A 25,390-nucleotide genomic window follows, 5' to 3' on the forward strand; every position below is an offset into this window, starting at 1 on the left:
GCTTCTGAGTGCCGGCCGGGACCCTCCGGACGACTCGCAGACGCCGCCCCGGAGAGGAACCAAAGTGTTCTATTGGGTCATGAAGCGGATCTTCTTGGGTCCGGTTCTCAAATTGCTGTTCCGCCCCTGGGTCAAGGGCCTCGATAACGTTCCCCACGATGGTGCCGCGATTCTCGCTTCCAACCATTTGTCCTTTTCCGACTCAATCTTCATGCCGCTGATGGTTCCCCGGCCTGTCATCTTCCTTGCCAAGTCTGAGTACTTCACGGGCACGGGGCTCAAAGGCAGGCTCACGGCGATGTTCTTCCGGCTCACGAACCAGTTGCCCATGGACCGTTCGGGCGGGGCCGCATCCGAGCTGTCCTTGCAGGCAGGCAAGGACGTACTGGCTGGTGGTGGCCTGCTGGGCATTTACCCCGAAGGCACCCGTAGTCCGGATGCCAAGCTGTACCGGGGCAAAGTGGGAGTGGCCAAACTTGCCCTCCAAACCCGGGTCCGCGTTGTTCCCGTTGCCATGATCGGTACCGAAAAGGTCCAGCCCATCGGCAAGCGTTTGCCCAACATCCGCCGCATCGGGATCATTTTCGGCCAGCCACTGGACTTCAGCCAGTACTACGGCCAAGAGGAAGACCGCACCGTTCAACGCGCCGTGACCGATGAAATCATGTACGAACTCATGCGGCTCTCGGGACAGGAATACGTGGACGAATACGCCGCCGTCGTCAAGCAGAGACTGGCCGGGCAGCTTCCAGACCCGGAGAGCGGTAGCGAATCATCTGGAAAAGTGTGACGGCCGGCGAATAACGGTTACGGAAGCCGTGCCCCGAACAACGGGCAAGGCAACTAGTCTTGGAGAGTGACTGAGCTATCCGCGAAACCCGCACCGCCCGTGACCAGCCCGCTGGGCAGCCATTTGACCAGCACCGCGCAAAGTGGCGCGGCGAACTATCCCGGCTTGGACGACTGGCGGCAGCTGCCGATCTCGCAGCAACCCACCTGGTCCGACAGGGGCGTCTTCGACGCTTCCGTCAAAGAACTCTCCGTGCTTCCACCGCTGGTTTTCGCCGGCGAAGTGGACGTGCTGCGTGAGCGCTTGGCCGCTGCAGCCCAGGGCAAGGCTTTCCTGCTTCAAGGCGGCGACTGCGCCGAGACTTTCGAGGACGCCACAGCTGACAAGATCAGCGCCCGCGTCCGCACCATCCTGCAGATGGCCGTTGTCCTCACCTATGGTGCGGCTATGCCCGTCATCAAAATGGGTCGCATGGCTGGCCAATTCGCCAAGCCGCGATCGTCGAACGAGGAAACCCGCGACGGCGTGACGTTGCCGGCGTACCGTGGCGACATCGTCAATGGCTACGACTTCACCCCGGAGTCCCGCGCCCACGACGCCAGCCGCATGCTGAAGGCCTACCACACCTCGGCTTCCACGCTGAACCTCATCCGCGCCTTCACGCAAGGCGGCTTTGCGGATCTTCGCCTGGTGCACCTCTGGAACAAGGGCTTCACTGAGAACCCTGCCCACGCCCGCTACGAGTCCTTGGCCAGGGATATCGATCGCGCCATCAAGTTCATGGATTCCTGTGGCGCCGACTTCGAAGCCCTCAAGCGCGTGGAGTTCTTCGCGAGCCACGAGGCTTTGCTCTTGGACTACGAGCGCGCCCTCACGCGCATCGATTCCCGCACCGGGCTTCCGTACGATACCTCCGGGCACTTCCTCTGGATCGGCGAGCGTACGCGTGAGCTCGATCATGCGCACGTGGACTTCTTGTCCCGCGTCCGCAATCCCATCGGCGTCAAGCTAGGTCCCGGAACCACTGGGGACGACGCGCTGCGGCTTATCGACAAGCTGGATCCAAACCGGGAGCCGGGCCGCCTCACCTTCATCACCCGGATGGGTTCCAAGAACGTCCGCGAGAAGCTGCCCGCCGTCGTCGAGAAGGTCACAGCCTCCGGCGCCCAGGTTCTCTGGGTCACGGACCCCATGCACGGGAACACGGTCACCTCGCCCAACGGGTACAAGACCCGTAACTTCGACGACGTCGTGGACGAAGTCCGCGGGTTCTTCGAGGTTCACCATGCCCTGGGCACAGTACCGGGTGGTTTGCACATGGAAATGACCGGCGACGATGTCGCGGAGTGCCTTGGCGGTGCCGATCCCATTGACCAGGACGCTTTCCTGGACCGCTATGAATCCGTGTGCGATCCCCGCCTGAACCACATGCAGTCCCTTGAGATGGCATTCCTCGTAGCCGGGGCGCTCACAAAGCGATAGATCAGCCCTCCAGCGAACGGACGGCGAATAAGACACAAGAGGGGCGATCCGGAACATTCCGGACCGCCCCTCTTGTTTTGTGCGGCCTACACCACGGTCAAGGTGATGACGGAGCCCTCCGGGGCATCGCTGTCCACGGGGTTCTGGTCACGGACAGTGCCGAAGAAGCCACCCAGGATGTTGTTGATCTTGACGTCGAATCCGAACTGCTCCAAGGCTTTGCGGGCAGCGTCCGCCTGCTTGCCGATGAAGTTGGGAACGTGCACCATTTTCGGCCCCTTGGACAGGGTCAACGTGACGGAGTCGCCGCGGATCAAGGTGCCACTCGCAGGGGTCTGGCTGACAACGGCCCCAGCAGGAACTTTCTTGTCATTGATAGGTTCAGGCGCAATTTTCGCCACCAATCCGGCGTCGCTGATCGCTTTGACCGCAGCTTGCTGGGTCATGCCGCGGACATCGGGTACGGGCAGGGGCTGCGGTCCCTTGGAAACCACCAATGCCACCGGGGTGCCGTGGCGGACTGTAGTGTCCTGGGCCGGGGACTGCGAGATCACCGAGCCTGAAGGTACTTTGTCGTCATACTGCTCAGTCACCTTGCCGAGCGCCATCCCGGCCGTGCCGAGGGCATTCTTGGCCTGGTCCAGTGTCAGGCCAGCCATCGCGGGGAGCGGAAACAACTGTGGACCCTTCGAAACGAAGAGCGACACGGCTTGGAACTTCCGGACCACCTGGCCAGACGCGGGTTCCGTTCCAACCGCCAACCCTGCCGAGACTTCGTCGTCGAACACGTCTTTCGGCTCAGATTGGAAGCCAGCGGTTCTCAGCAGTTGCTGGGCCTCAGCAACCGTCTTGTTCCTGGTGTCCGGAATGGTTCCGGGCGAGCCGGGCCCCATGCCGAAGAACCAGCCGGCGGCCGTGGCGAGGATTGCCAGGACAATCACGACAACTGTCCAGATCACCGCCCGGCGGCGCGGATTGCCTTCCCGCAAAGAGCGCGAAGGCGTGGCCGCCGCACGGGCGCGGTCCTTTTCTTCCTGGCGCGCCATTCTTTTGATGTCGCGCTTACTCGCCGGGACAGTCCTCTCCGAGGGCAATATGGCTTGACCCGTCGCGCCGGGGGAGGAGCCCGACGGCGGCAGCACAGTGGTCGGATTGCGTTGGCTTGAGATAATCTCCGTCGGGCGGCCGATCCTTTCCAACGTTTCGGTGCGCTCGGCGTGGAAAGGGGTGACCACTGCTGTTGCCCCGGCCTCTTGTCCGCTTTCCGCCGCTGCGGCACGCGCCTTCGCGGCCGGTGGGCTGATGTCCAGTTGCGCGTCGCTCAGGGTTGTCCGGATATGCCGCAGTTCCGACAAGAGCGCAGAACCGTCCACAGGACGCTCTTCAGGTTCCTTTGCCGTGCACCATTGGACGAGTTCGTCGACGTCCGCGGAGAGTCCGGGAACAGCGAGCGACGGCGGCACGACCCTCGCGTTGACGTGCTGGTAAGCAACCTGGATGGGGACGTCGCCGGAATAGGGTTGCTCGCCGGTAAGCATCTCGTAAAGCATGATGCCGACAGAATAGATGTCGCTCCGCGCGTCGGCGGGCTTGCCTAGGACCAGTTCGGGAGCCAAATAGGCAACCGTGCCGATCAGGGCGCCAGTGCTCGTGGTCGCCGTCACCGCCCGGGCCAAGCCGAAATCGCCTACCTTGATGCGGCCGTCGTCGGCGATCAGCACGTTCTCCGGCTTGACGTCGCGGTGTATCAGCCCCGCTGCGTGGGCGGCAGCGAGTCCTTCGATGACGGGGTCTATCAGTGCAAAGGCCAATCGGGGCGGAAGCGCAGTCTTTTCGTTGAGGACATCGCGGAGTGTGTGCCCCTTGATGTACTCCATGACGATGTATGCAATGTGGCCGTCCTGTCCCTGGTCGAGAACTCCGACGACATGCGGGTGGGACAGGCTGGCGGCCGCCCGTGCCTCGCGCTGAAGGCGGTCAAGGAAGTTTTGGTCGTTGGCCAGATGCGGGTGCAGCACTTTGAGCGCCACGTCGCGGTCGAGTCGCTCGTCCGTGGCAAGGTAGACGGTGGACATGCCGCCGCCTGCGAGGCGCGATCGGACGAAGTAGCGCCCGTCCACTAGGGATCCAAGGAGATGGTCCGAAACTTGTTCCTGCACCCTACGATCCTAGTTGAGCAAAAACACGGGCCCGAATCGGCATGCGATCCGGGCCCGTGTTTGCGGTGTGGTTCAGCTGAAGTTCTTCTTGTGAGCCAGGATTGCGGCGACGTAGGCCTTGGTGTCGTCGTACATGCCGTACTTGCTCACTGAGTACTGGCCCTGGTAGTAACCTGCGATGGCCGTGTTGACGTCCTTGCTCGTGTTCACCAGCGCCCGAATGATCGCGACGCCGGCGGTGACGTTGTCGTACGGGTCAAGAAGGTTGAGCTTGCGTCCTACCAGCTGGGAAGCCCATTCGCCGGAGGAGGGAATAACCTGCATGGTGCCGATGGCGTTGGCGGGTGAAACCGCACGCTGGTTGAAGCCGGATTCCTGGAAGGCGAAGGCCAAAGCCAGGGAGGGGTCCACGCCCATGCGGCGTGCCGTGTCGGCTACGATCCCCTTCATCTGGGTGGTGCTGGGAACCGGAGAAGCATTGAGCAGCGCCTTGTTCGCGTTGGCTGAACTGACGACGGCCGGCGGATAGGTGTAGCCCAGGAAAGTGCTCGGAACCAGAGGGGTGGTGACGGGAGACGGCGCGGCAGGAGCGCCGGGAATGGCAAGCTTCTGGCCCGGGTAAATGATGGTGCTCATGGACAGCTTGTTGGCCGAGAGCAGCGAGGAAAGGGAGACTCTGAGTCGGGACGCGATGCCGCCCAAAGTGTCACCGGACTTGATCGTGTAAGAGCCGGTGTTGGCAACTGCCGGCGCAGCTGGTGCGGGGGCAGGTGCCGGCGCCGCAGGAACTGGTGCATTCGTTCCGGGACCGACCTTGAGTTTCTGTCCCGGGTAGATGATGGACCGGCCGTTGAGACCGTTCCAGCTGAAGACGTCTGACAGGGCCACGCCGTTGCGGGCGGCAATGCCGCCCAAGGTATCGCCGGGCTTGACGGTGTAAGTCGCCGACGAAGACGACGACGGACTGGGTGCGGGGCTTGGTGCGGCTGGTGCAGGAGTTGGTGCAGCAGTCCCGGAACCGGACAGCTTGATCTGCTGTCCCGGGTAGATGATGGTGTTGGCCGAGAGCTTGTTGAGCTGCAGCACCGTGTTGGTGTTCAGCCCGTAGCGGGCCGCGATGCCGCTGATGGTATCGCCGCGGACGATCGTGTACGTGGCCGGGACCGCCGGTGCCATGGGCTGCATGGCAGCCGGGATGGTGGCGGCAACCGCGGATGCCGGAATGACATTCGCCGCCACAACCGAAGCCTGGGCCTGCATGGCCGCGGCCAGAGTGGCCGGGATCCTCTGAGTCTGCACCGCCGGTATCGCAGTTGCCGGTTGGGCGAGGGCGAGCGAAGAGAGCATGACGGCGGGCAGGGCCGCTGTGGTGGCCGCAAATATGGGCGTGCTCGTTGTCTTCTTGGGCGAGCGGGGCGTCGTCATGGGAGCAATCCTCATCTCAGCAGCGGAGATTTTGCGAATCCCGCTGCTGCCAGTGATACCAGTGTTACTAAAGTGAGTAGTGATGCAAATGTGATCAATGTGAATCTCTCACATTTTTCGATTCCGCACAAGAAATCGCAGGCTATTCGATTCTTGGGCAATTCAGGACCACAAATCCTGTCCGTGCCGCCGGGCTGGCTAGGCGCAAAGTGCACGGGCGTGGCAATCTTGATCCGTGAGTAATGTAGAAAGCCTCGTTTCCGATTGGCTGCCGCTGCCCGATGTCGCAGAGCTGCTGAACGTTTCAATCACCAAAGTCCACGGTCTTCTGGATGAGCGCGCAGTTGTGGCTGTGAGGGTGGGCGAACGGAACATCCGTTCGATTCCCGCCCTCTTCATCCAGGACGGTCATGTGGTGGACAGCCTGAAGGGCACCATTGCAGTGCTTGGCGATGCCGGGTACACGGATGAGGAGCTCATCGCATGGCTCTTCACTCCGGACGAGTCCCTGCGTGGCCGCCCTGTCGACGCGCTGCGCGAAGGACGCAAGACTGAAATTCGCCGCCGGGCACAATCGCTGGCCTGGTAAGGGACCCGCCTTTAATGCAGTGGTGGTGGCAGGAAACTGCCACCACCACTGCATTAGGCCGTATATTCAGCCTGCTTTTCGCTTGGATTTAAGCAAGAGTTCACGCTGCCCGGCTGACGGCGGCTTCGGCCAGCTGCCGGAGTGCGGTGATTGGGAGTTCAGCTAAGGGGAGACGTTCCAACGCGTCGAAAGCCTCGTTACTGAGTTCTTCGATCATGGACTCCGTAGCTTCGAGCGCTCCGCAGTCCACGATGATCCGCCTGATCTCGGCAACCTCCGCTTCCCCGAGGTCCTGCCTGCCGAGCATGGTGTCGATGTAGGCGGAATCGGCCGCCCCGGCTTGGTTGATGGCGATGCCGACCAGCACGGTTCGTTTGCCCTCGCGCAGGTCATCGCCGGCTGGCTTTCCAGTGGTCCCGGGGTCGCCGAACACGCCCAAGACGTCGTCGCGCAGTTGGAATGCTTCACCGAGCGGCAGCGCGAAGGCGGAATAACCTTGCAGGAGCTCTTTGCTGGCGCCGGCCAAGGCGCCCCCAAGCGCCAGGGGGTGTTCTGTTGAATACTTTGCCGACTTGAAACGGATGATGGACTGGGCGCGCTTGACGGCGTCCGCGCGGTCCCGTACCGGACCTGCTACTTCCTCCAGGATGTCCAGGTACTGCCCCGCCATGACCTCGGCGCGCATCAGGTTGAAGATCCGCCGCGCAGACGTCCCGGAAGCAGCCCTCGGGCCGATCTGCGTGAACGCCTCTTCACTGAAGGACAGGCACAGGTCGCCAGTGAGAATAGCGGCCGCATGCCCGAAACGTTCGCTGTCGAGCGCCCAGCCCTCGCGCTCATGGAGTTGGCTGAACCGCTTGTGCACACTGGGACCCCCTCGCCTGGTATCAGAGCGGTCGATGATGTCGTCGTGGATCAGGGCCGCCGCTTGAAAGAGTTCCAAAGCGCAGCCGGCCGTGATGATGTCTGGATGCGCGGACTCACCTCCTGCGCCTCGCCACCCCCAATAGCACATCAAGGCCCGGAGACGCTTCCCGCCCGTCACAAGGTTTGTGATGGAGCCCATGAGGGGAGTGACATCGGAGGATATGGTCGCCATGGTCTCTTGCTGCGCGCCAAGGAAGCCATTGAGCTTGGCGGCGACGTCGGCAATAAAACGGCCCTGTTCCGCGCCGAGGCTTTCCGGGGTCACTTGATGGACCCGGCGGCCACGTTGGCGCCGATGGTGAACGTGGATTTGCCCGCGTTTTCCACTACCGAGATGTTTACTGTTTCATTGTCCCCGCGCAGGAAGTCTTTTGATTTGATACTTCCCACAGTGTTCCCGGGAACTTCCTTGAAACCCTGTGCCGTCAGCGAGGACGTGTAGAAAGCCACCACGGTGTCGGCCGGCGACGCAATGGTGCCGACCAAGGCTACCGAAGCCGGGGAGGTGTTCTTGTCGAAACTGCTGGACTCCACGGCTGCGTGGGGCATTAGTGGAATAAGTTGCTGCGGGAACCCTGGAACGAGGGCGCCAACGGTCGCAGACGCTCCGGGCGTAGCCGTGGATGAGGTGCTCGGCGCCGGGCTTGCCGAAACTGCCGCCTGCCTGGACGATGTTTGCGCCGGCCCTTGGGATGCCGTGCTTGCAGGAGACGATCCGCAAGCCGAAATGGTCAACGCGACACCCGTGGCCAACAGGGCCAGACTGACGGGTTGAGGCTTTCCAAAGAGCTTCACAGGGATTTCCTCCTGGGGACGACGCCGGATGGTGCTTCCAGCTTAGGGTGCCGGATGCTGCCTCCAGTTTAACCAGTAGCGCGGCATAGGATTTCCTTGTGAGACCACATGCAGAGGACCCCGGGCAAGGATTCACCCCGGATCCCGCTGCTTTGCGGGAGTTGAGGCGCACCAGCATCCTCCACGTCGACATGGATGCCTTCTTTGTCTCGGTGGAACTGCGCACCCGCCCTGAACTCCGAGGAAAACCCGTCATTGTGGGCTTCCCGGTGGATCGCTCGGTTGTACTGTCGGCCTCCTACGAAGCGCGCGCCTTGGGAGTAAGGTCGGCGATGCCCATGGCCAACGCCATGCGCATGTGTCCCAAAGCGGTCATCATCGAACCCCGCCACAGCCTCTACTACGCGGTCTCGCGGCAGTTGATGGGAGTCTTTGAATCAATAACTGATCTCGTCGAGCCCCTGAGCGTCGACGAAGCTTTCCTCGATGTTGGTGGAGCAATCAGGAGATTAGGTCCGCCTCTTCAGATCGGCCATTTGATCCGGAGCCGTGTCGCTTCCGAACTCGGAATCACTGCGTCGGTGGGGATCGCAGCAAACAAGTTCGTCGCAAAAATCGCTTCCACTCGCTGCAAGCCAGACGGCCTTCTGCTCATTCAGGCGGACCAGACCGTAGCTTACCTGCACAGTCTTCCGGTGAACGCCTTGTGGGGAGTCGGGTCCAAGACTGCCGATGTCCTTGCCAGGCTGGGCATCCGCACCGTGGCCGATGTTGCGGCGACACCGCTTTCTTCCTTGAAGAAGGTCCTCGGAGCTTCGGGGGAGCACGTCCACCGATTGTCCATGGGTTTGGATCCCCGGCCGGTCACGCCTACACGCCTGGAAAAGAGCATTGGCTCCGAGGAGACTTTCGCGGTCGACACGCCGGACGATGCACTCCTGCACCGCGAGCTGCTGAGGCTCTCCCATCGCACCGCTTCGCGGCTACGGACTGCCGGCATGCTGGCGCGGACAATCGCGCTGAAACTGCGCTATGCCGATTTTTCGACGATCAGTCGCAGCAAGACGATGCATACGCCGGTAGATAGCGCGCAGCTGATCTATCAGGTGGCGAGCCAATTGCTGGCATCCTTGGGGGAGCGGCCCATGAGCGTGCGTCTTGTGGGTGTACGGGCCGAGCAGCTCGAACCGGCCGAGCATGCCTCGCTTCAGTTGAGCCTGGATCGTAGGGACGACAACTGGCGCGCAGCTGAGCAAGCGCTCGACCGTGTGACCGAGCGATTCGGCAGCAAGACGGTCCTTCCGGCCAGGCTTCTGGAACCGCATGCTGAGGTCGATGAGCAGGACTCTCTTTAAGTGCCGAAGAGCCGCTCGTGTGCCTTCGGAGTGTCTTTCAGAACAGCGGCCAACAAACTATCCTAGAGATACACAGATTTAGACCGTCTGGATAAATTGCTCTGTTGTGTCTGTTCCGTGAGACCGTGTTCACAAGACCCGGTCTTCGGGAACCCTTTTTTGGGTTCGTCCGTTCAAGGGAAAAGAGGCAACGGCCGCGGAATATTCAGACGCTGGCCGACTAAAGGAGGTCGCGATGCCCCTCTCGGAGCACGAACAGAAGCTCCTCGAGCAACTCGAGAAGCAACTGCATGAGGACGATCCAAAGTTTGCCAATTCAATGGGCTCTGACCCCATTCGTTCATGGTCGACCAGGCACATCGTTATTGGCGTTCTAGGCACTATTGCCGGGATCCTCTTGTTGTTGGTAGGTGTGTCGTTGCAGAACATCTTCCTTGGTGTGTTGGGCTTCATTGTCATGGGCGCCGGCGTTTACTTTGCGACCCTGCGAAGGGCTATCGGCGGCAAGGCGAAGAGTGCCAAACCGGGTAAAGCCAGGAACTCATTCATGAGCAACCTGGAGGAGCGCTGGGACGAGCGTCGCCGCGGCGAAGAGTAGCTGGGCGACCCCCTTTTAGGGCTTGTCTTCCCCAGGAGGCCAAGTCCTCCACATTGCACCACCAGGCGCCGGCCTGAATGCGAAAAGACCCGAATTTCGGGTCTTTTCGCATTTAACGCGGGGTTCGCCGCATCCCAGGAGGGCGTGAGCGTGACTTTGGCTCCGCCGTCGCGCGCCTCCGCAGAATCCGCTCCACTTTCCACCACGCACGAAATCCCTGTGTTTTCAGGCATCCTCAGCCGAAAGTGGGGCAGAAACACGCCGGATTGCGTTGACTGTGGGTGCTTGTGGAGTAAAGTGGAGTAAGTAAGAGGGTAGTGGCGGCGTGGGGCAGGTACGGGCACCTTTGACAGATGGGGCGGTGGGCCAGTGTTTCTTGGCACGCATTCGCCGCGTCTGGACGAAAAGGGCCGGATCATCCTTCCCGCCAAGTTCCGCGAGGAACTTGCTGACGGCTTGGTGCTCACAAGAGGCCAGGAACGTTGCATCTACGTCTTCAGCCAGCGGGAATTCGAACGTATTCACGAGTCCATGCGGGAGGCCCCCATCTCCTCCAAGCAGTCGCGTGACTACATCCGGGTTTTCCTGTCCGGAGCCTCTGACGAGGTACCTGACAAGCAGGGGCGCGTCACGATTCCGCAGGCGCTCCGGAGCTACGCAGGTCTCGATCGGGAATTGGCGGTCATCGGCGCCGGAACCCGAGCGGAGATCTGGGATGCCCAAGCTTGGGATGAATACCTGGCCGAGAAGGAAGCCGCCTTCTCGGAAACCGACGACGACAACCTCCCCGGGTTCATTTAGAGACCGGGCCAGAAAGCACCAAGGCTTCTTGGATGGGATCTCCAGCCGCCCATCACATTGTTTTCCTGACTCACCTTCCCCGGAGTCAGGCGGACACTGCGATAGGCGCGGATGGGGATCCGACCCAAGAAGCAACCAACTGACCGGCAGATGCACCGAACAATTCAGCACTGAGGAGGCCGCATGGAGGAGCAAGACGCGCCAAAACCGACCTCGGAGCGCCATGTGCCGGTCCTGAAGGACCGGTGCATCAATTTGTTGGCCCCTGGTTTTGAGGCGGCCCGCAGCCGTGGAGAAACGCCCGTGGCCATCGACGCCACGTTGGGAATGGGCGGCCACTCCGAAGCGATGCTGCAACGGTTCCCCGATCTGCACCTGGTTGGCATAGACCGGGACGAAGAGGCCTTGGCCTTGGCCGGAGCGCGCCTGCAACCATTCGGGGCCCGCACCGATCTGGTACACGCTGTCTATGACGAGATTGAGGATGTCCTTGCGGAGCTAGGCATCCCCGAGGTCCATGGCATCCTCATGGACCTCGGTGTGTCTTCCCTTCAGCTGGACGAGCGGGAACGCGGCTTTGCGTACTCCTACGATGCACCCCTTGACATGCGCATGGACACGAGCCGAGGCCAGACCGCTGCTGACGTTGTCAATAACTACTCCGAAGAAGACCTGGTGCGGATCATCCGCAAGTGGGGCGAAGAGAAGTTCGCCGGCAGGATCGCCAATCGCATCGTTGCGGCAAGGGCCAGCAAGCCCTTTGCCACCACGGGAGAACTGGTGGAGCAGATTCGCGGGGTGGTTCCTGCATCGGCAGCAAAGTCCGGAGGGCATCCTGCAAAGCGGACTTTCCAGGCTTTGCGGATTGAAGTCAACGAGGAACTCGACGTCCTGGAAAGGGCGGTACCGGCTGCTCTCTCGGTCTCAGCCATGGGCGGACGCGTTGTGGTGATGTCCTACCACTCGCTCGAAGACAAGATCGTCAAATCAGTATTCCAATCACGGTCCAAGTCATCAGCTCCGCTCGGTTTCCCCGTGGAGCTCGAGGAACACAAGCCGGAATTCAAGACCTTGACCAAGGGCACGGAAGTGCCGACGCCCGAAGAAATCGCCGAAAACCCGCGTGCGGCATCCGCCCGACTGCGGGCCGTGGAACGCATCAAAGCGAGGAGAACAGCATGAGCACCGCCGCCGCGAAGATCCTGCCCACCACGGTGGGCAACACCGCGCGTGCCCTGCCCGTCCGCGGCCCGGAGCGCGACGCCCCCCGCAGGGCGCGGACGCCGCTCTCGCTCGTTCAGAGCGTTCCTGGAAGACGACGCACTCCGTTCGTCGTCTTTTGCTTTGGGGTGCTCGCGGCAGCACTGCTGACAGTCCTCGTGCTCAACATTTCGGTGTCCACGGCTCAATACGACCTCGTGAAGCTCAGGAACGATGCCGCATCCCTGAACAAGCAGAACCAGGATCTGACACAGCAGGTCCAGAACTTCGAAGCTCCGCAGAATCTGGCCGCCAAGGCTGCAGAATTGGGGATGGTAGCTTCCACCGCCACGGGCCAAATCGATCTGGACAACCTGACGGTCACAGGTAAGGCGACGCCAGCAGTCAAGGGACAGAATCCCGGTGCTGTCATCGCTGCTCCTGCGGTTGCGGGCCAGCTCAGCATCGTGCCTCCTGCAACCACCAAGGATCCATTGGAAAACCGCAAACCGACAGGAACTGCAGACTCCACCCCGGCCAAGCCGGAGGCGCCCGCGGCTCCCGTGGCACCCAAGCCGCCGGTTGTGGATCTCCACGGTGGTTCGGTCCCCGCTCCACAGCAGAAGGTACCCGGGCAGTAGCGTCCAGCCGACCTGATTTCAGGTAAACAGCAAGGCAATCAGCAAGGAATCGACGTGGTGCAGAAAACCGGCAAATCGAAGAACAAGAGAACGCCGGCGGCGAAGAAGCGCCTGCGCATCGGCCTCGGAATCATGCTGACGCTGCTGCTTGTGGTTGGGGGCAAATTGTTCCTCGTCCAGGGACTGGATGTCGGGGGCATGGCCGAGGCCGCGTATAACAACCGGCTGAAATCCACGATTCTTCCTGCTGAACGCGGCAAGATCCTTGATGCCAACGGGACGGTGCTCGCCAGCAGCGTGATTCGCTACAACATTGTGGTGGACCAAACGGTCAACACCGCCAGCAATGAGTTTTCGCGCTACAACACCAAGACCCAGGGCGTCGACAAGATCTCCCGGAACCAGGGCATAGCTGAGCTTGCCAGTGCCCTGGGGATGGATGTCAACCAGGTCACGCAAGCAGTGACCGGTGAGAAAAAGTACAACATCGTGGCCAAGGAAGTGAAGCCCGAGGTTGAAGACCAGGTCTCCCAGTTGCACATTCCGGGTGTCGGATCAGAAGGCATCAGCAAACGCGTCTACCCCAACGGGAGTGTTGCCGGCGGCGTCATCGGATTCCTCAGGGACGGCACCACGGGCCAGGCGGGACTTGAACAGACTCAAGACGAACTCCTCCGTGGGAAAGACGGAAAGAGGGTCTTCGAGATCGGGGCCGACGGTCTTCGCATCCCCGTGGCAACCGATCTCCTGACCCCGGCCGTCAACGGCAAAGACGTCAAGCTGACGCTGAACACGGACATCCAATACTTTGCGCAGCAGGCCATTCAGACACAGGTCAATCAGCTCAACGCCCAGTGGGGATCGATCGTTGTTGAGGACATTAAGACCGGGAACATCATCGCGATGGCGGACACCAATGCCCCGGACCCCAACGACCCTGGCAAGGTTGCGGCCGCGGACCGCGGCGTGCGGTCAGTGACCGCCGCCTACGAGCCCGGGTCGGTGGAGAAAATGATCACCGCATCGGCCGCGATCAATGAAGGAAAGTCCAACCCGCTGGACACCTTCACCATTCCGCCAGCCGTAACCATTGACGGTCAGACGTTCACGGATGCTTTCACGCACGGTACCGAGCAGAGAACCCTCGCCGGCATCCTCGGATATTCGATGAACACCGGTACCGTGATGGTCGGCAGCCGCCTGACCAAGCAACAGCGTTACGACTACCTCAAGCGGTTCGGCATTGGCGAAGCTCCGGACATTGGCCTTCCCGCCGAAGCCACGGGCATCCTCGCAAAGCCTGAGCAATGGGACGACCGGCAGCAGTACACCGTGCTGTTCGGCCAAGGTGTTTCCCAGTCCACCCTCCAGACGGTCCGGGCGTACCAAAGCGTGGCCAACGGCGGCGTGATGCTGCAGCCACGACTCATCGACGGGTACGTGGGCGCTGATGGAGTCGAGGCGAAGGTTCCGGCCAAGGATCCCAGGCAAGTCGTTTCCAAAGAGACGGCCCAACAGGTCCGCGACATCCTTGAGAGCAACGTCACCATGGGCGAAGTGAAAGACGCCGGCATCGACGGATACCGGGTGGGTGCCAAGACAGGAACCTCCGAGGCACCCCGTGAAGACGGGCTGCCTGGTTTCGATGGGTTCACCGCTTCCATCATTGGAATGGCGCCCATGGAAAATCCACGGTTCATCGTCGAGGTGGTTGTCCAGCGCCCGAAAGGGAACATCTACGGCATCACCCAAGGACCGATTTTCCGCTCGGTCATGGGGCAGGTCCTGCGCACCTACAACGTCCCCCCGTCCACCGGCACTCCGGCGCAGTTCCCGCAGTACGCCAAGTAAGTCATTTTCGCCAAGTAAGCTTGTTGGGCATCTGTCCGGCCATATTACGATCCACCCATGCCGATTCCGGGAGCCCCATGGTTCGCGCGCGGCCAGTTTTACGAGTACCAACGGAGACCCATTTGTCAGAGCAGAATGACGCCGTATCGATCCCCGCAGGGAATCCGCCGGCTACGGACAAACCCGGCTTCCGTCCCGCCGTCGTGACCGCGGTCCCTCTTGAGACGATTGCCGCGTCCCTGGGAATCGTGCTTCCTCCGGAATCCGGCGCGACGTCTGTGACTGGTGTGTCCCTCAACTCGCGCACCATTGAGCCAGGAGACCTTTACTTGGCCCTGCCAGGGGCGACACGCCACGGGGCCGAATTTGTCCCCCAGGCCGTGGCCGCTGGCGCAGTAGCCGTCGTGAGCGATGAAGACGGCGCCCGCCAATTGGCGCTCGGCGACGATCTCGCTGTTCCTGTGCTGATCGTCGGCAGTCCCCGCACCGCCGTCGGGCCCCTCGCTGCACTCATTTATCGCAGCCAACCCCACGACGAGGATTCGCCGACACTTTTCGGCGTCACCGGTACCAACGGCAAGACCACCACCACCTACTTCATCAACTCCCTTCTCCGGGCGCTGGGCAAGAATCCTGGCCTGATTGGGACGATCGAAATCCTTGCCGGAGGCGAAGCCATCCCGAGCCTGCTGACGACGCCGGAGTCGACGGATGTGCATGCCCTGCTTGCCCTCATGCGTGAACGCGGGCTGGACGCGGCTTCCATGGAGGTCTCCTCCCACGCCCTTTCCTTCCACCGGGTCGACTCGGTCGTGTTCGACGTAGCCGGCTTCACCAACCTGACCCAGGACCACCTGGATCTCCACGGAAGCATGGATGAGTACTTCCGGACCAAGGCGGAACTCTTCACCACGGCCCGCGCGCGCCGGGGAGTGGTGACCGTGGACGATGAGTGGGGCCGGTTGTTGGCCCAAGAGGCCGAGATTCCCGTGACAAACTTGTCCGCGGTACCGGGCACGGACGCTGACTGGACCGTGGCCTCCACCACCCAACGCGGGCTTGGAACCGACTTCGAGCTGCACCACCGTGACGGAACAGTCCTGCGCATCCACACAGGATTGCCCGGCGACTTCAACGTCGCCAACGCGGCCCTCGCGGCCGTTATGGTGCTGGCTTCCGGCATCGATCCGCAGGCATTGCAGGCCGCGCTGGACAGGCACGATCCCTTTACTGTCTCTGTACCGGGCCGGATGCAGCTGATCTCGGATGCCCCGGCCTCCGTGGTTGATTTTGCGCACAACCCGGACGCGCTGGCGAGGGCCCTGACGGCTGTACGCTCGCAGGAACCCGGATCCCGGGTGATCGTCGTTTTCGGTGCCACAGGCCAGCGTGACCAGGGCAAGAGGCCGACCATGGGCGCCATCGCGGCCCGGCTCGCCGACGTCGTGATTGTCAGCGACGACGACCCCCACGACGAAGACGCCGCGACCATCCGCTCGGAAGTCATCGCCGGTGCCCGCGAAGCCCGCGAGTCCGAGCAGCTCGACTGCGAGATTCTGGAAGCCTATCCCCGGGATGTTGCCATTCGTCAGGCCGTGGAATTGGCCACTGAAAGGGACACCATCCTGATTGCCGGCCGCGGCCATGAAGTTTGGCAGGAAGTGAACGGTGTCAACCTTGCGCTCGATGACCGGGTAGAACTGCGGGCTGCCTTGACATCTAGGGGATTCAGACTTTCCACGGACGAACGGATAGAGTCCTAGACCGAGATGATTGCACTTACTGCGGCGGAAATCGCCGATATCACCAACGGCCGATTGGCGGCGGACCCGGGCATTGTCCCGTCGTCCATTGTTACCGATTCCCGTGAGGTGGCTGACGGATCGATGTACGTGGCCAAGCCCGGAGAGAACGCGGACGGCCATGCTTTTGTGGGCGCGGCATTTGAGCGCGGCGCCGTTCTGGCCTTGACCGAGCGCGACGTTTCCGACGACGACGGCCGGGCTTACCCCGCCGTCGTCGTCGATGACGCCGTGCTCGCCATGGGTGCGCTGGCGGCCGAGTCGGTGCGCCGCATCCGCGCTGCCCGCGCGGCGCAGGGAGAGCCTTTTACCGTTATTGGCATCACAGGCTCGGCAGGCAAGACCACTACCAAGGACCTGCTGGCCGGGATTCTTTCCCGGGCCGGGGCCACCATAGCTCCGCAGGGTTCCTACAACGGTGAAGTCGGTGTACCGCTCACTGTCTTCGGGGCCGATGCCGGCACCCGCTATCTCGTGATCGAAATGGGTGCCACCGGAGTGGGCCACATCAAGTACCTCGCGGAGATGGTCCAACCGGACATCGGCGTCGTTCTTGTCGTCGGCACCGCGCACGCCGGAGAGTTCGGTGGCGTGGAGAACATTGCCAAGGCCAAGGGTGAACTCGTCGAGGCGCTGGGGCAGGACGGAACAGCAGTCATCAACCTCGATGACGCCCGGGTCGCGGCGATGGTTTCCCGCACCCAGGCCAAGGTGCTCGGAACCACGGCTACGGGCGCTTCCGGCTCGGCCGTCGAAGCCCGGAATGCCGATATCGACGACGGCGGCCACCCGGAATTCGAACTCACCCTGCCCGACGGCGGGGCCTCCCACGCGGTCCACAGCAAGCTCATCGGTGCACACCACATCACCAACCTGCTTGCCGCCGCGGCCGCCGCATTTGCGGCAGGCGTCCCTGCGGCCGACATTGCCGCCTCCCTGAGCGCGCAGTCGCCGGCCAGCCGGTGGCGGATGGAACGCACAGAGCGGGCAGATGGCGTCACCATCATCAACGACGCGTACAACGCGAATCCTGAATCGATGCGTGCCGCCTTGCGCACGCTTGCCGACCTCGGCCAGGGACGTCGCACCTGGGCTGTCCTGGGCGCGATGCTGGAACTTGGCGAAGATTCCATCCGTGAACACACCGCCGTGGGGACCCAAGTGGTTCGCTTGAACATTTCCCGTCTGGTGGTGGTTGGCCGCGAAGCGCGGGCGCTCTACATTTCCGCGATCCAGGAAGGTTCCTGGGGTGATGAGTGCAGTTTCGCCGAGACAGCCGACGAGGCCTATGAACTCCTGCAGGCCGAGCTTGAGTCAGGCGATCTGGTGCTGTTCAAATCCTCGAACGGGGTGGGCCTCCGGCATTTGGGGGATCGGATAGCATTACCCCCACAGGCCGGAACGAGTGCGAACACCGCGGCTGTAACCGCCGCCGATGAAGGGAACGAGCTCCTGTGATTGCACTGTTGATCGGCGCTGGCGTCGCCCTCCTGGTGGCTTTGATCGGGACGCCACTCTTCATCCGCTTCCTCGTGACCAAAGGCTATGGCCAGTTCATCCGGGACGACGGACCCACGTCCCACCACACCAAGCGCGGTACTCCCACCATGGGCGGCGCTGTGGTGGTGGCCGCCGTGCTCATCAGCTACGGGCTGACCCACCTGATCATGTGGATGATGAATCCGCGTTCACCGGGCCCGTCCGCCTCGGGCCTGCTTTTGTTGTTCCTCATGGTCGGTATGGGATTCGTTGGCTTCCTCGACGATTTCATCAAGATTTCCAAGCAACGCAGCCTAGGGCTCAACGCCAAAGCCAAGCTGATCCTTCAAGCTTTCGTAGGTATTGTTTTCGCCGTGCTGGTGCTGAACTTCCCTGACGCGGATGGCATCACTCCGGCATCGACGCATATTTCCCTTGTCCGGGACATTCCCTGGCTGAACCTGGCCTTCGGGGGCACCGTCCTCGGAGCCATCTTGTTCGTCATCTGGTCGAACCTGATCGTCACTGCGGCAACCAACGGCGTCAACCTGACGGATGGACTGGACGGCTTGGCCGCGGGCGCTTCCATCATGGTCTTCGGCGCGTACACCCTGATGGGAATCTGGCAGAACAACCAGGCCTGCGGTTCGCCGCGTGAGGCCGGCAGCGGCTGCTATTCGGTCCGTGACCCGCTCGATCTTGCGCTCTTGGCGGCCATTTGCAGCGCTGCGCTGGTGGGCTTCCTCTGGTGGAACACGTCTCCGGCGAAGATCTTCATGGGGGACACGGGTTCGCTGGCGATCGGCGGTGCGGTGGCCGGCTTTGCGATCCTCTCCCGCACCGAACTGCTGTTGGGCATCATCGGCGGGCTCTTCGTCCTCATCACGCTGTCGGTCATCATCCAGGTGGGCTATTTCAAGGCCACCAAGGGCAAGAGGGTCTTCAAGATGGCACCCTTGCAGCATCATTTTGAACTCAAGGGCTGGGCCGAGATCACGGTGGTTGTCCGATTCTGGATTCTCTGCGGTCTGTTCGTCGCCGCGGGCCTTGGTATTTTCTATGCTGAATGGGTGGTGCTGCTGTGAGCTCAAGTCCTCAAACCAAGCCTTCGGCCATTGACCGGCTCCGGAATCTGGTCAGTTGGGATTCCGACTGGAAGGGCCTGCGCGTCGTTGTGACCGGGATTGGCGTGTCCGGTTTCGCTGCCGCCGACACCTTGATCGAACTCGGCGCGCGGGTGGTGGTGGTTGACGCCGCCACGAGCGCCAAAGCCCTCGCCCAGGCGGACACCTTGAAGATCGTCGGCGCTGCCGACGTCCTCCTTGGCCAGGACGCCGTCAAGACTCTGCCTTTGGTGGACGGGGAGAAGGCCGAACTAGTGGTGACGTCCCCGGGCTGGCGCCCGGACCAGTCCCTCCTGGCAGTTGCCAAACGCACCCATGTACCGGTGTGGGGCGACGTCGAACTCGCTTGGCGGGTGCGCGAACGCGAGGGCCGCAAGACCGCGGACTGGCTCACAATCACCGGTACTAACGGCAAGACCACCACTGTGGGCATGACAGAGGCCATGCTGCAGGCGGCGGGCCTCAAAGCGATTGCGGTCGGGAACGTGGGGACTCCGATCCTCGACGCCCTCCGGGACCCGGTGGAATACGATGCTTTCGCGGTTGAACTCTCGAGCTTCCAGCTGCATTGGAGTGAGTCGCTCTCCCCGGTGGCGAGTGTCTGCCTGAACGTGGCCGAAGACCACGTTGACTGGCACGGCTCGTACGAGTCTTACCTCGCGGACAAGGCAAAGATCTTCGAGCACACGCAGAAGGCGTGTATCTACAACGCGGAGCAGATCGAGACCGAACGCATGGTGGAGAACGCCGACGTCGTGGAGGGCTGCAGGGCGATCGGGTTCACCACCTTGACCCCTGCTGTCAGCATGCTTGGCGTCGTCGAGGGGTTGCTCGTGGACCGTGCGTTCATTGAAGAACGCAGGAGCTCAGCCGAAGAGCTTGCGTCCCTGGCGGATCTCGGCCCGGCTGCTCCCCGACACATGGTCGCCAACGCCTTGGCTGCTGCGGCATTGGTGCGAGCCTACGGCGTCGATTCCGCAGCAGTGCGCGAGGGACTCAGGAACTACCTCCCGGGCGATCACCGCATCCAGCCCGTGGCCAAGCGGAACGGCGTGCTCTGGGTCAACGACTCCAAGGCCACCAATCCGCATGCCGCGTCGGCGGCGTTGTCGGCGTTCGGGAACGTCGTCTGGATCGCTGGCGGCTTGTCCAAGGGCGTCAACTATGACGAACTGGTTAAGAGCAACGCGGGCAGGCTCAAGGCCGTGGTGTTGATCGGAACCGACACCGCGGACCTGGAGGCCTCCCTCAAGCGACACGCAGCGGATGTGCCCGTAATCGGGCAGCCCAAGGGCGACACTGAAATGGTGCAGTCCGCCGATTCAGCTGGTGCCGCCGCGGAACCGTCGCCGATCTTCGGCGACACCGTCATGGCCCATGCTGTCGAGTCGGCAGCAAGTATCGCCGAGCCCGGCGACACCGTGCTGATGGCCCCGGCGGCTGCCTCCATGGACCAGTTCACTTCCTACGCTCACCGTGGCGATGCTTTCATCCGGGCAGTTCGCGAGCTAGTGGAAGGCCAGGCACAGACCACCGAGGAGTAACAATGGTCAGCACGCCCACGCGCACCGGGCCCGGGCGGACCCGGGCCGGCAAGGCAGGAGCCCCCGCTGGACGTGCGGCCGGCGATGCTCGACCCTCGCTGCCGTCGCGCATTCGTTCCGGGATGGCCGGTTTCTGGTCAACGCTTGAGGGAAGCGGTAAATCGAGAAGCGGATCCACGTACTACCTCATCCTCGGCGCATCACTTGCGCTGACGGCCATCGGGATCATCATGGTCTTGTCCGCTTCCAGTGTCGAATCGATTGCGGCCGGCGAATCTCCCTACTCGATCGCCACCAAGCAAGGCATTTTCGCGGGTATCGGCATTGTCTTGATGCTGGTGCTTTCGCGGGTCAATGTCCTTTGGCTTAAGCGATTCGCGTGGCCCGCCATCGTACTTGCGGTCGCCTTGCTGGTGTTGGTTCTCGTGATCGGCAAGCGGGTCCTGGGTAACCAGAACTGGATCGAGATTGGCGGCTTCACTTTCCAGCCTTCGGAATATGCCAAATTCGCCCTGGTGCTCTGGATGGCCACGGTCCTTTCCGTCAAGGCAAAGCTCCTCGACAAGTGGACGCACGCCCTCATTCCGATCGTCCCGGTCTCCGGCATCATCATTACCTTGATCGTCCTGGGACACGACCTCGGAACCTCGCTGGTGGTCATGCTCATCATGGCCGCGGGCTTGTTTTTCGGCGGCGTCAATCTGAAGCTCTTCGCTGCGGCCGGCGGTGTTGCTGGCGCCGCGGCACTGATTTTGGCGTTGACCAGCGGCAACAGGATGTGCCGGATTACCTCCTGGATGGGGCAGGGCTGTGCGGCGGCAACAGACATCGGCTTCCAGAGTGAACAAGGACTCAACGCCCTTGCTTCCGGCGGCTGGCTTGGTGTGGGGCTTGGCCAGAGCCGCCAGAAGTACCAGTGGATTCCGGAAGCCCATAATGACTTCATCTTTGCCGTCATCGGTGAGGAACTCGGCCTGGTGGGAACCCTGGTGGTCCTCGTGCTTTTTGCGCTGCTCGCTGTTGCCATCTATCGCGTGGTCAGCCACCAGGAAGACCTGTTCGCCCGGGTGTTGGGCGGCTCGATCATGGCGTGGATGCTCGGGCAAGCCGCAATCAACATGGCTATGGTGGCCGGCCTGCTGCCCGTGATCGGCGTTCCACTGCCTTTCATCTCATATGGCGGCTCAGCGTTGGTGATGTCCCTCTGCGGCGTGGGCGTAGTGTTGTCTTTGGCCCGCGCCCAAATGGCTTCTGCCAGACCTTCCAAACCGCGTGGGCGGCCTGCGAAAACTGCACGAAAGCGTACATAGCACTCCATGAATTCCCAGCCCAAGCCCTTGTCCGTGGTCCTCGCCGGTGGCGGGACCGCCGGACACATCAGCCCGCTGCTCGCCATCGCCGACGCCCTCAAATCGCTGCGCCCGGATGCCACCATCCTTGCCGTCGGCACGGCCAATGGCATGGAAACACGCCTCGTTCCGGCTGCGGGCTACGAGTTGGCCACCATTGACCGGGTTCCGTTTCCCCGGAGGCCCTCCGCGGAGCTGCTCAGACTGCCCGGAAAACTCGCTGCCGCCGTCAAACAAGCAGGCCGCATTCTCGACAACGCGCAGGCCGACGTCCTGCTGGGCGTGGGCGGCTATGTTTGCACGCCGATGTACCTTGCGGCATGGCGTAGGAAGATCCCCATCGTCATTCACGAGGCCAACACCCGCCCAGGGCTTGCCAACCGGGTAGGAGCCCTGTTCACCAAACGCGTTGGCGTGGCCTTTCCGGAGACCCGGCTGAGGCATGCCCGCCATGTTGGAATGCCCATGCGCAAGGCCATCGCCGGCTTGGACCGGGCCGCTGGTCGCGCGGATGCGAGGCAATCCCTGGGGCTGGACGCCGGACAACCAGCGCTCATCGTGACCGGCGGTTCCTCCGGAGCCCAGAGCATCAACTGCACCATTGCCGGTGCGGTTGATGCTTTGGCGGAGGCGGGCATCCAAACACTCCACATCACCGGCCGCGGCAAGGCAGTCAAGAACGACGACGGCGACGCCCTCGCGGCTGATGGTTACCACCAGGTGGAATATGTGGACGGCATGGAAAACGTCTACGCTGCAGCAGATGTCCTCCTTGCGCGTTCCGGAGCCGCAACGGTCAGTGAGGTAGCCGCCGTCGGACTCCCCGCGGTATTCGTTCCGCTGCCCGTGGGAAATGGCGAGCAAGCTATGAACGCCTCTGCCTTGGTCAAGGCCGGGGCAGCCCTTTTGGTCGATGACGCGGCGCTGACCGCGGATTGGCTCAAAGCCGAGTTGATTCCCTTGCTCAGGGATCAATCCCGCCTTGAAGACATGGCCGGCAAGGCAAAGGAACTCGGCATCAGAAATGCTGATCAGCGGATGGCTGATCTCGTACTGGAAGCGGTATCCGAATGACCCAGCCCCTCGCAGACCTCGATTCCCTCGGCCGGGTCCACTTCATCGGTATCGGCGGCGTCGGCATGTCCGCCGTCGCCCGCATCATGGTGGCCCGCGGCGTCGTGGTAAGTGGTTCGGACGCCAAGGACCTTCCCGTCATGCGGGACCTTCAGGCCGCCGGCGCCCGGATCGCCGTCGGCTATGCCGCAGGAAATCTTGGTGACGCCCAAACCGTGGTTGCAGGTTCGGCCATTAAGGCCGACAACCCGGAACTCGAGGCGGCCCGCGCGGCCGGCCTCCCGGTTTTGCACCGCTCTGAGGCTCTCGCGGCAACGATGGGCGCCGATCGCGTCGTGACCGTGGCCGGCACTCATGGCAAGTCCACCACCACTTCCATGGTGGCTGTGTTGCTCAAGGAAGCGGGCCTCGATCCATCCTTCGCCATCGGTGCCAATGTGCCCGCCCTCGGCGTCAACGCGGCGCACGGCACCTCGGACATCTTCGTTGCCGAGGCCGATGAATCGGACGGATCCTTCCTCAATTACCGGCCGCTCATTGCGGTTGTCACCAACGTCGAGGCCGATCACCTCGACTACTACGGCACGCCTGAGGCTGTCTATGCCTCCTTCGACAGTTTCGCGGCCCTGCTGCCAGCCGCTGGAGTCCTGTTCACCTGCGCTGACGACGACGGCGCCCGTGCCCTCGCGGAGCGGACCCGCTCTGCGGGCAATACCCGTGTCCTGAGCTACGGGACGGCAGCCGACGCCGACATCCGCTTGCACGACGGCGATCCGGGAGAAGTCTGGGTCTTTGCCGATGGACGGCGGCACCGCCTCGATCTTCAAGTCCCTGGCCGGCACAACGCCTTGAATGCGGCTGCCGCGTTCGGCGTGGCCGTCGAACTCGGCGTGGCACCTGAGGATGCAGCGGCCGCACTGGGCCATTTCACGGGAGCGTCGCGGCGATTTGAATTCAAGGGGCAGGGGAGGGGCATTCGGGTCTACGACGACTACGCCCACCACCCCACGGAGGTCCGGGCCGCCTTGTCGGCTGCCCGCTCGGTGGCAGGCGGTAACAAGGTACACGTGCTCTTCCAACCGCACCTGTTTTCGCGGACCCGGGAATTCGCGGTGCAGTTTGCAGAGGCGCTTGGAGAGGCGGACACCGCCCTGGTGCTGGACATCTACCCGGCGCGCGAGGACCCCATTCCCGGGGTCACGAGCACCTTGATCACAGAGCGCCTCAAGAGCGGCAGGCTGGTGGCGGCGGGGCAGGACGCCCTGGACGCGGTTCTCTCCGCGGCCGGTGAGGGCGACATCATCCTGACCGTCGGAGCCGGTGACGTGACGGCTTACGGGCCCCGGATCGTGGAGTTGTTGGGTGGCTGATACCCGGAAGCCTACTTTCAAGCCGCGGGCGGGAACCCTGCCCGGAGTCGTCAGTGCTGAACGCAGCCTCGACGATCCTGTTGAGGTCCCATCCGGTGGCGCGAACGGAAAAGACAGCAATGTGCTTGCCTTTCCGGAACCGAAAGGGCGAAAGCGCCGGCGGACGGTGCTAACGGTGCTGGCCATCGTTGTCGCCCTGGTTGCCGGCATCATCGTTGCGGCCATCTATTCACCGGTGTTCGCCGTGCGAACAGTGACGGTTGACGGGGCCAAGCTGCTCCAGCCCGCGGCCGTCCAGAAGGCACTGGAGCCGGTGAAGGGAAAACCGCTTCCGCAAATCAACGACGCCGAGATCGCCGCGCTGCTCAAACAGCTGGTCCAAGTACGATCCGTCAGCACGGAGGCCCGCCCGCCGTCGGAATTGTTGGTGCACATTGTGGAGCGGGTACCTGTGGCACTGGTCAAGAACGGCGACAGCTATCTGCTGGTAGACGTCGACGGTGTCAAGCTTGGTTCAACACCTGATGCCGCATCGGTACCGTTGCCCCTCATCGATGGACAAGGATCCAACCAGGACCTCTTCAAGGCGATCACTGGTGTTCTGGCGACGCTGCCGGCCGATGTCCTGGCAAAAATGGCCAGCGCCTCGGCGAAGTCGCCCGACGCTGTCGAGCTCAAGCTCAGTGACGGCAAGATCGTGGTCTGGGGAAACGCGGACGAGAAGGAGCTGAAGGCACGCGTCCTGGAGGCGTTGCTGAAGGCGCCGGTCAATCCGAAAGTTCCGGTGAATGTCTACGATGTCAGTGCACCGAGGCATCCATTTACCAAGTAGGCCATTTCAGGAGTAACTTCGACGGCTATTTTGGGGACTTTCACACGACACGCGGAGGCGGTCATTGAATGTCGGATTCATAGCCCATACCGTCACTTAAGAGTTACTTGACATAACTATAACCTTCAACTAGAGGGTTAAGGTCCAAGAATTCAAGTTGGACTCGATCTGTTTCGCTATAGGACACAAGCAAGGGGCACGAA

21 protein-coding genes are annotated in these 25,390 nt (G+C 62.4%); 17 read left to right on the plus strand and 4 right to left on the minus strand.

The genetic code is table 11. From position 1 onward, the window contains the following. Positions 1 to 64: 64 nt before the first annotated feature. A complete protein-coding gene (locus HNP00_RS11025; RefSeq protein WP_184738964.1) occupies positions 65 to 790 on the plus strand; it encodes a 1-acyl-sn-glycerol-3-phosphate acyltransferase in 726 nt (241 codons plus the stop codon). Positions 791 to 856: 66 nt separating this feature from the next. Next, positions 857 to 2,272: a class II 3-deoxy-7-phosphoheptulonate synthase gene (locus HNP00_RS11030; protein WP_395893815.1), complete on the plus strand. Its 1,416-nt coding sequence runs from the start codon at positions 857 to 859 to the stop codon at positions 2,270 to 2,272. An 86-nt stretch (positions 2,273 to 2,358) separates the two neighbouring features. Here HNP00_RS11030 and pknB read toward each other — a convergent pair whose 3' ends face one another. Both pknB and HNP00_RS11040 read right to left on the minus strand, forming a co-directional pair. Further along, positions 2,359 to 4,431: a Stk1 family PASTA domain-containing Ser/Thr kinase gene (gene pknB, locus HNP00_RS11035; protein ID WP_184738966.1), complete on the minus strand. Its 2,073-nt coding sequence runs from the start codon at positions 4,429 to 4,431 to the stop codon at positions 2,359 to 2,361. 72 nt (positions 4,432 to 4,503) lie between these two features. Beyond that, complete coding sequence (locus tag HNP00_RS11040; RefSeq protein WP_184738968.1) at positions 4,504 to 5,856, minus strand: lytic transglycosylase domain-containing protein; 1,353 nt, start codon at positions 5,854 to 5,856, stop codon at positions 4,504 to 4,506. Between the two features lie 235 nt (positions 5,857 to 6,091). On the opposite strand from HNP00_RS11040, the gene HNP00_RS11045 reads away from it, so the two are divergent. Next, complete coding sequence (locus HNP00_RS11045; RefSeq protein ID WP_028266705.1) at positions 6,092 to 6,445, plus strand: Rv2175c family DNA-binding protein; 354 nt, start codon at positions 6,092 to 6,094, stop codon at positions 6,443 to 6,445. A 100-nt stretch (positions 6,446 to 6,545) separates the two neighbouring features. Here HNP00_RS11045 and HNP00_RS11050 read toward each other — a convergent pair whose 3' ends face one another. Both HNP00_RS11050 and HNP00_RS23635 read right to left on the minus strand, forming a co-directional pair. Further along, positions 6,546 to 7,637, minus strand: coding sequence for a polyprenyl synthetase family protein (locus tag HNP00_RS11050; protein ID WP_311770559.1), 1,092 nt, complete (start codon positions 7,635 to 7,637; stop codon positions 6,546 to 6,548). Then, positions 7,634 to 7,921: a hypothetical protein gene (locus HNP00_RS23635; protein ID WP_311770560.1), complete on the minus strand. Its 288-nt coding sequence runs from the start codon at positions 7,919 to 7,921 to the stop codon at positions 7,634 to 7,636. Before HNP00_RS23635 ends, HNP00_RS11050 begins: the two co-directional genes overlap by 4 nt. Positions 7,922 to 8,265: 344 nt before the next feature. On the opposite strand from HNP00_RS23635, the gene dinB reads away from it, so the two are divergent. From dinB to HNP00_RS11125, 14 genes are all read left to right on the plus strand, one after another. Then, entirely contained in the window at positions 8,266 to 9,522 is a 1,257-nt protein-coding gene (dinB, locus tag HNP00_RS11060) for a DNA polymerase IV (protein WP_395893816.1), read from the plus strand. A gap of 235 nt (positions 9,523 to 9,757) precedes the next feature. Continuing rightward, the gene (locus HNP00_RS11065) at positions 9,758 to 10,120 is read left to right on the plus strand and encodes a DUF3040 domain-containing protein (RefSeq protein WP_184738972.1); all 363 of its coding nucleotides are present in this window, start codon (positions 9,758 to 9,760) and stop codon (positions 10,118 to 10,120) included. A gap of 369 nt (positions 10,121 to 10,489) precedes the next feature. Then, complete coding sequence (mraZ, locus tag HNP00_RS11070) at positions 10,490 to 10,921, plus strand: division/cell wall cluster transcriptional repressor MraZ (RefSeq protein ID WP_184738974.1); 432 nt, start codon at positions 10,490 to 10,492, stop codon at positions 10,919 to 10,921. A gap of 183 nt (positions 10,922 to 11,104) precedes the next feature. Next, complete coding sequence (gene rsmH / locus HNP00_RS11075; protein ID WP_184738976.1) at positions 11,105 to 12,103, plus strand: 16S rRNA (cytosine(1402)-N(4))-methyltransferase RsmH; 999 nt, start codon at positions 11,105 to 11,107, stop codon at positions 12,101 to 12,103. Next, the gene (locus HNP00_RS11080; RefSeq protein ID WP_184738978.1) at positions 12,100 to 12,762 is read left to right on the plus strand and encodes a hypothetical protein; all 663 of its coding nucleotides are present in this window, start codon (positions 12,100 to 12,102) and stop codon (positions 12,760 to 12,762) included. The genes rsmH and HNP00_RS11080 overlap by 4 nt, the downstream gene beginning before the upstream one ends. 54 nt (positions 12,763 to 12,816) lie before the next feature. Beyond that, positions 12,817 to 14,613 carry a penicillin-binding protein 2 gene (locus tag HNP00_RS11085; protein ID WP_311770561.1) on the plus strand — a complete coding sequence of 599 codons (1,797 nt, stop codon included), beginning with the start codon at positions 12,817 to 12,819 and terminating at the stop codon, positions 14,611 to 14,613. Between the two features lie 122 nt (positions 14,614 to 14,735). Then, positions 14,736 to 16,376 (plus strand): UDP-N-acetylmuramoyl-L-alanyl-D-glutamate--2,6-diaminopimelate ligase, encoded by a 1,641-nt coding sequence (locus HNP00_RS11090; RefSeq protein ID WP_260404913.1) that lies wholly within the window; start codon positions 14,736 to 14,738, stop codon positions 16,374 to 16,376. 6 nt (positions 16,377 to 16,382) lie between these two features. Then, positions 16,383 to 17,873, plus strand: coding sequence for a UDP-N-acetylmuramoyl-tripeptide--D-alanyl-D-alanine ligase (gene murF / locus HNP00_RS11095; protein WP_184738982.1), 1,491 nt, complete (start codon positions 16,383 to 16,385; stop codon positions 17,871 to 17,873). After that, positions 17,870 to 18,979, plus strand: coding sequence for a phospho-N-acetylmuramoyl-pentapeptide-transferase (gene mraY / locus HNP00_RS11100; protein WP_184738984.1), 1,110 nt, complete (start codon positions 17,870 to 17,872; stop codon positions 18,977 to 18,979). Before murF ends, mraY begins: the two co-directional genes overlap by 4 nt. Continuing rightward, positions 18,961 to 20,562, plus strand: coding sequence for a UDP-N-acetylmuramoyl-L-alanine--D-glutamate ligase (gene murD / locus HNP00_RS11105; RefSeq protein WP_184738987.1), 1,602 nt, complete (start codon positions 18,961 to 18,963; stop codon positions 20,560 to 20,562). Before mraY ends, murD begins: the two co-directional genes overlap by 19 nt. Positions 20,563 to 20,564: 2 nt before the next feature. Continuing rightward, a complete protein-coding gene (gene ftsW, locus HNP00_RS11110) occupies positions 20,565 to 21,872 on the plus strand; it encodes a putative lipid II flippase FtsW (RefSeq protein ID WP_184738989.1) in 1,308 nt (435 codons plus the stop codon). 6 nt (positions 21,873 to 21,878) lie between these two features. Continuing rightward, positions 21,879 to 22,985 (plus strand): undecaprenyldiphospho-muramoylpentapeptide beta-N-acetylglucosaminyltransferase, encoded by a 1,107-nt coding sequence (gene murG, locus HNP00_RS11115; protein ID WP_184738991.1) that lies wholly within the window; start codon positions 21,879 to 21,881, stop codon positions 22,983 to 22,985. Then, positions 22,982 to 24,355: a UDP-N-acetylmuramate--L-alanine ligase gene (murC, locus tag HNP00_RS11120; RefSeq protein WP_184738993.1), complete on the plus strand. Its 1,374-nt coding sequence runs from the start codon at positions 22,982 to 22,984 to the stop codon at positions 24,353 to 24,355. Before murG ends, murC begins: the two co-directional genes overlap by 4 nt. Next, positions 24,348 to 25,187, plus strand: a complete 840-nt coding sequence (locus HNP00_RS11125) for an FtsQ-type POTRA domain-containing protein (protein ID WP_184738995.1) — start codon at positions 24,348 to 24,350, stop codon at positions 25,185 to 25,187. The genes murC and HNP00_RS11125 overlap by 8 nt, the downstream gene beginning before the upstream one ends. The last annotated feature ends 203 nt before the right edge of the window (positions 25,188 to 25,390 follow it).

It is taken from the genome of Arthrobacter sp. AZCC_0090 (assembly GCF_014207375.1).
Taxonomy (GTDB): Bacteria; Actinomycetota; Actinomycetes; order Actinomycetales; family Micrococcaceae; genus Arthrobacter.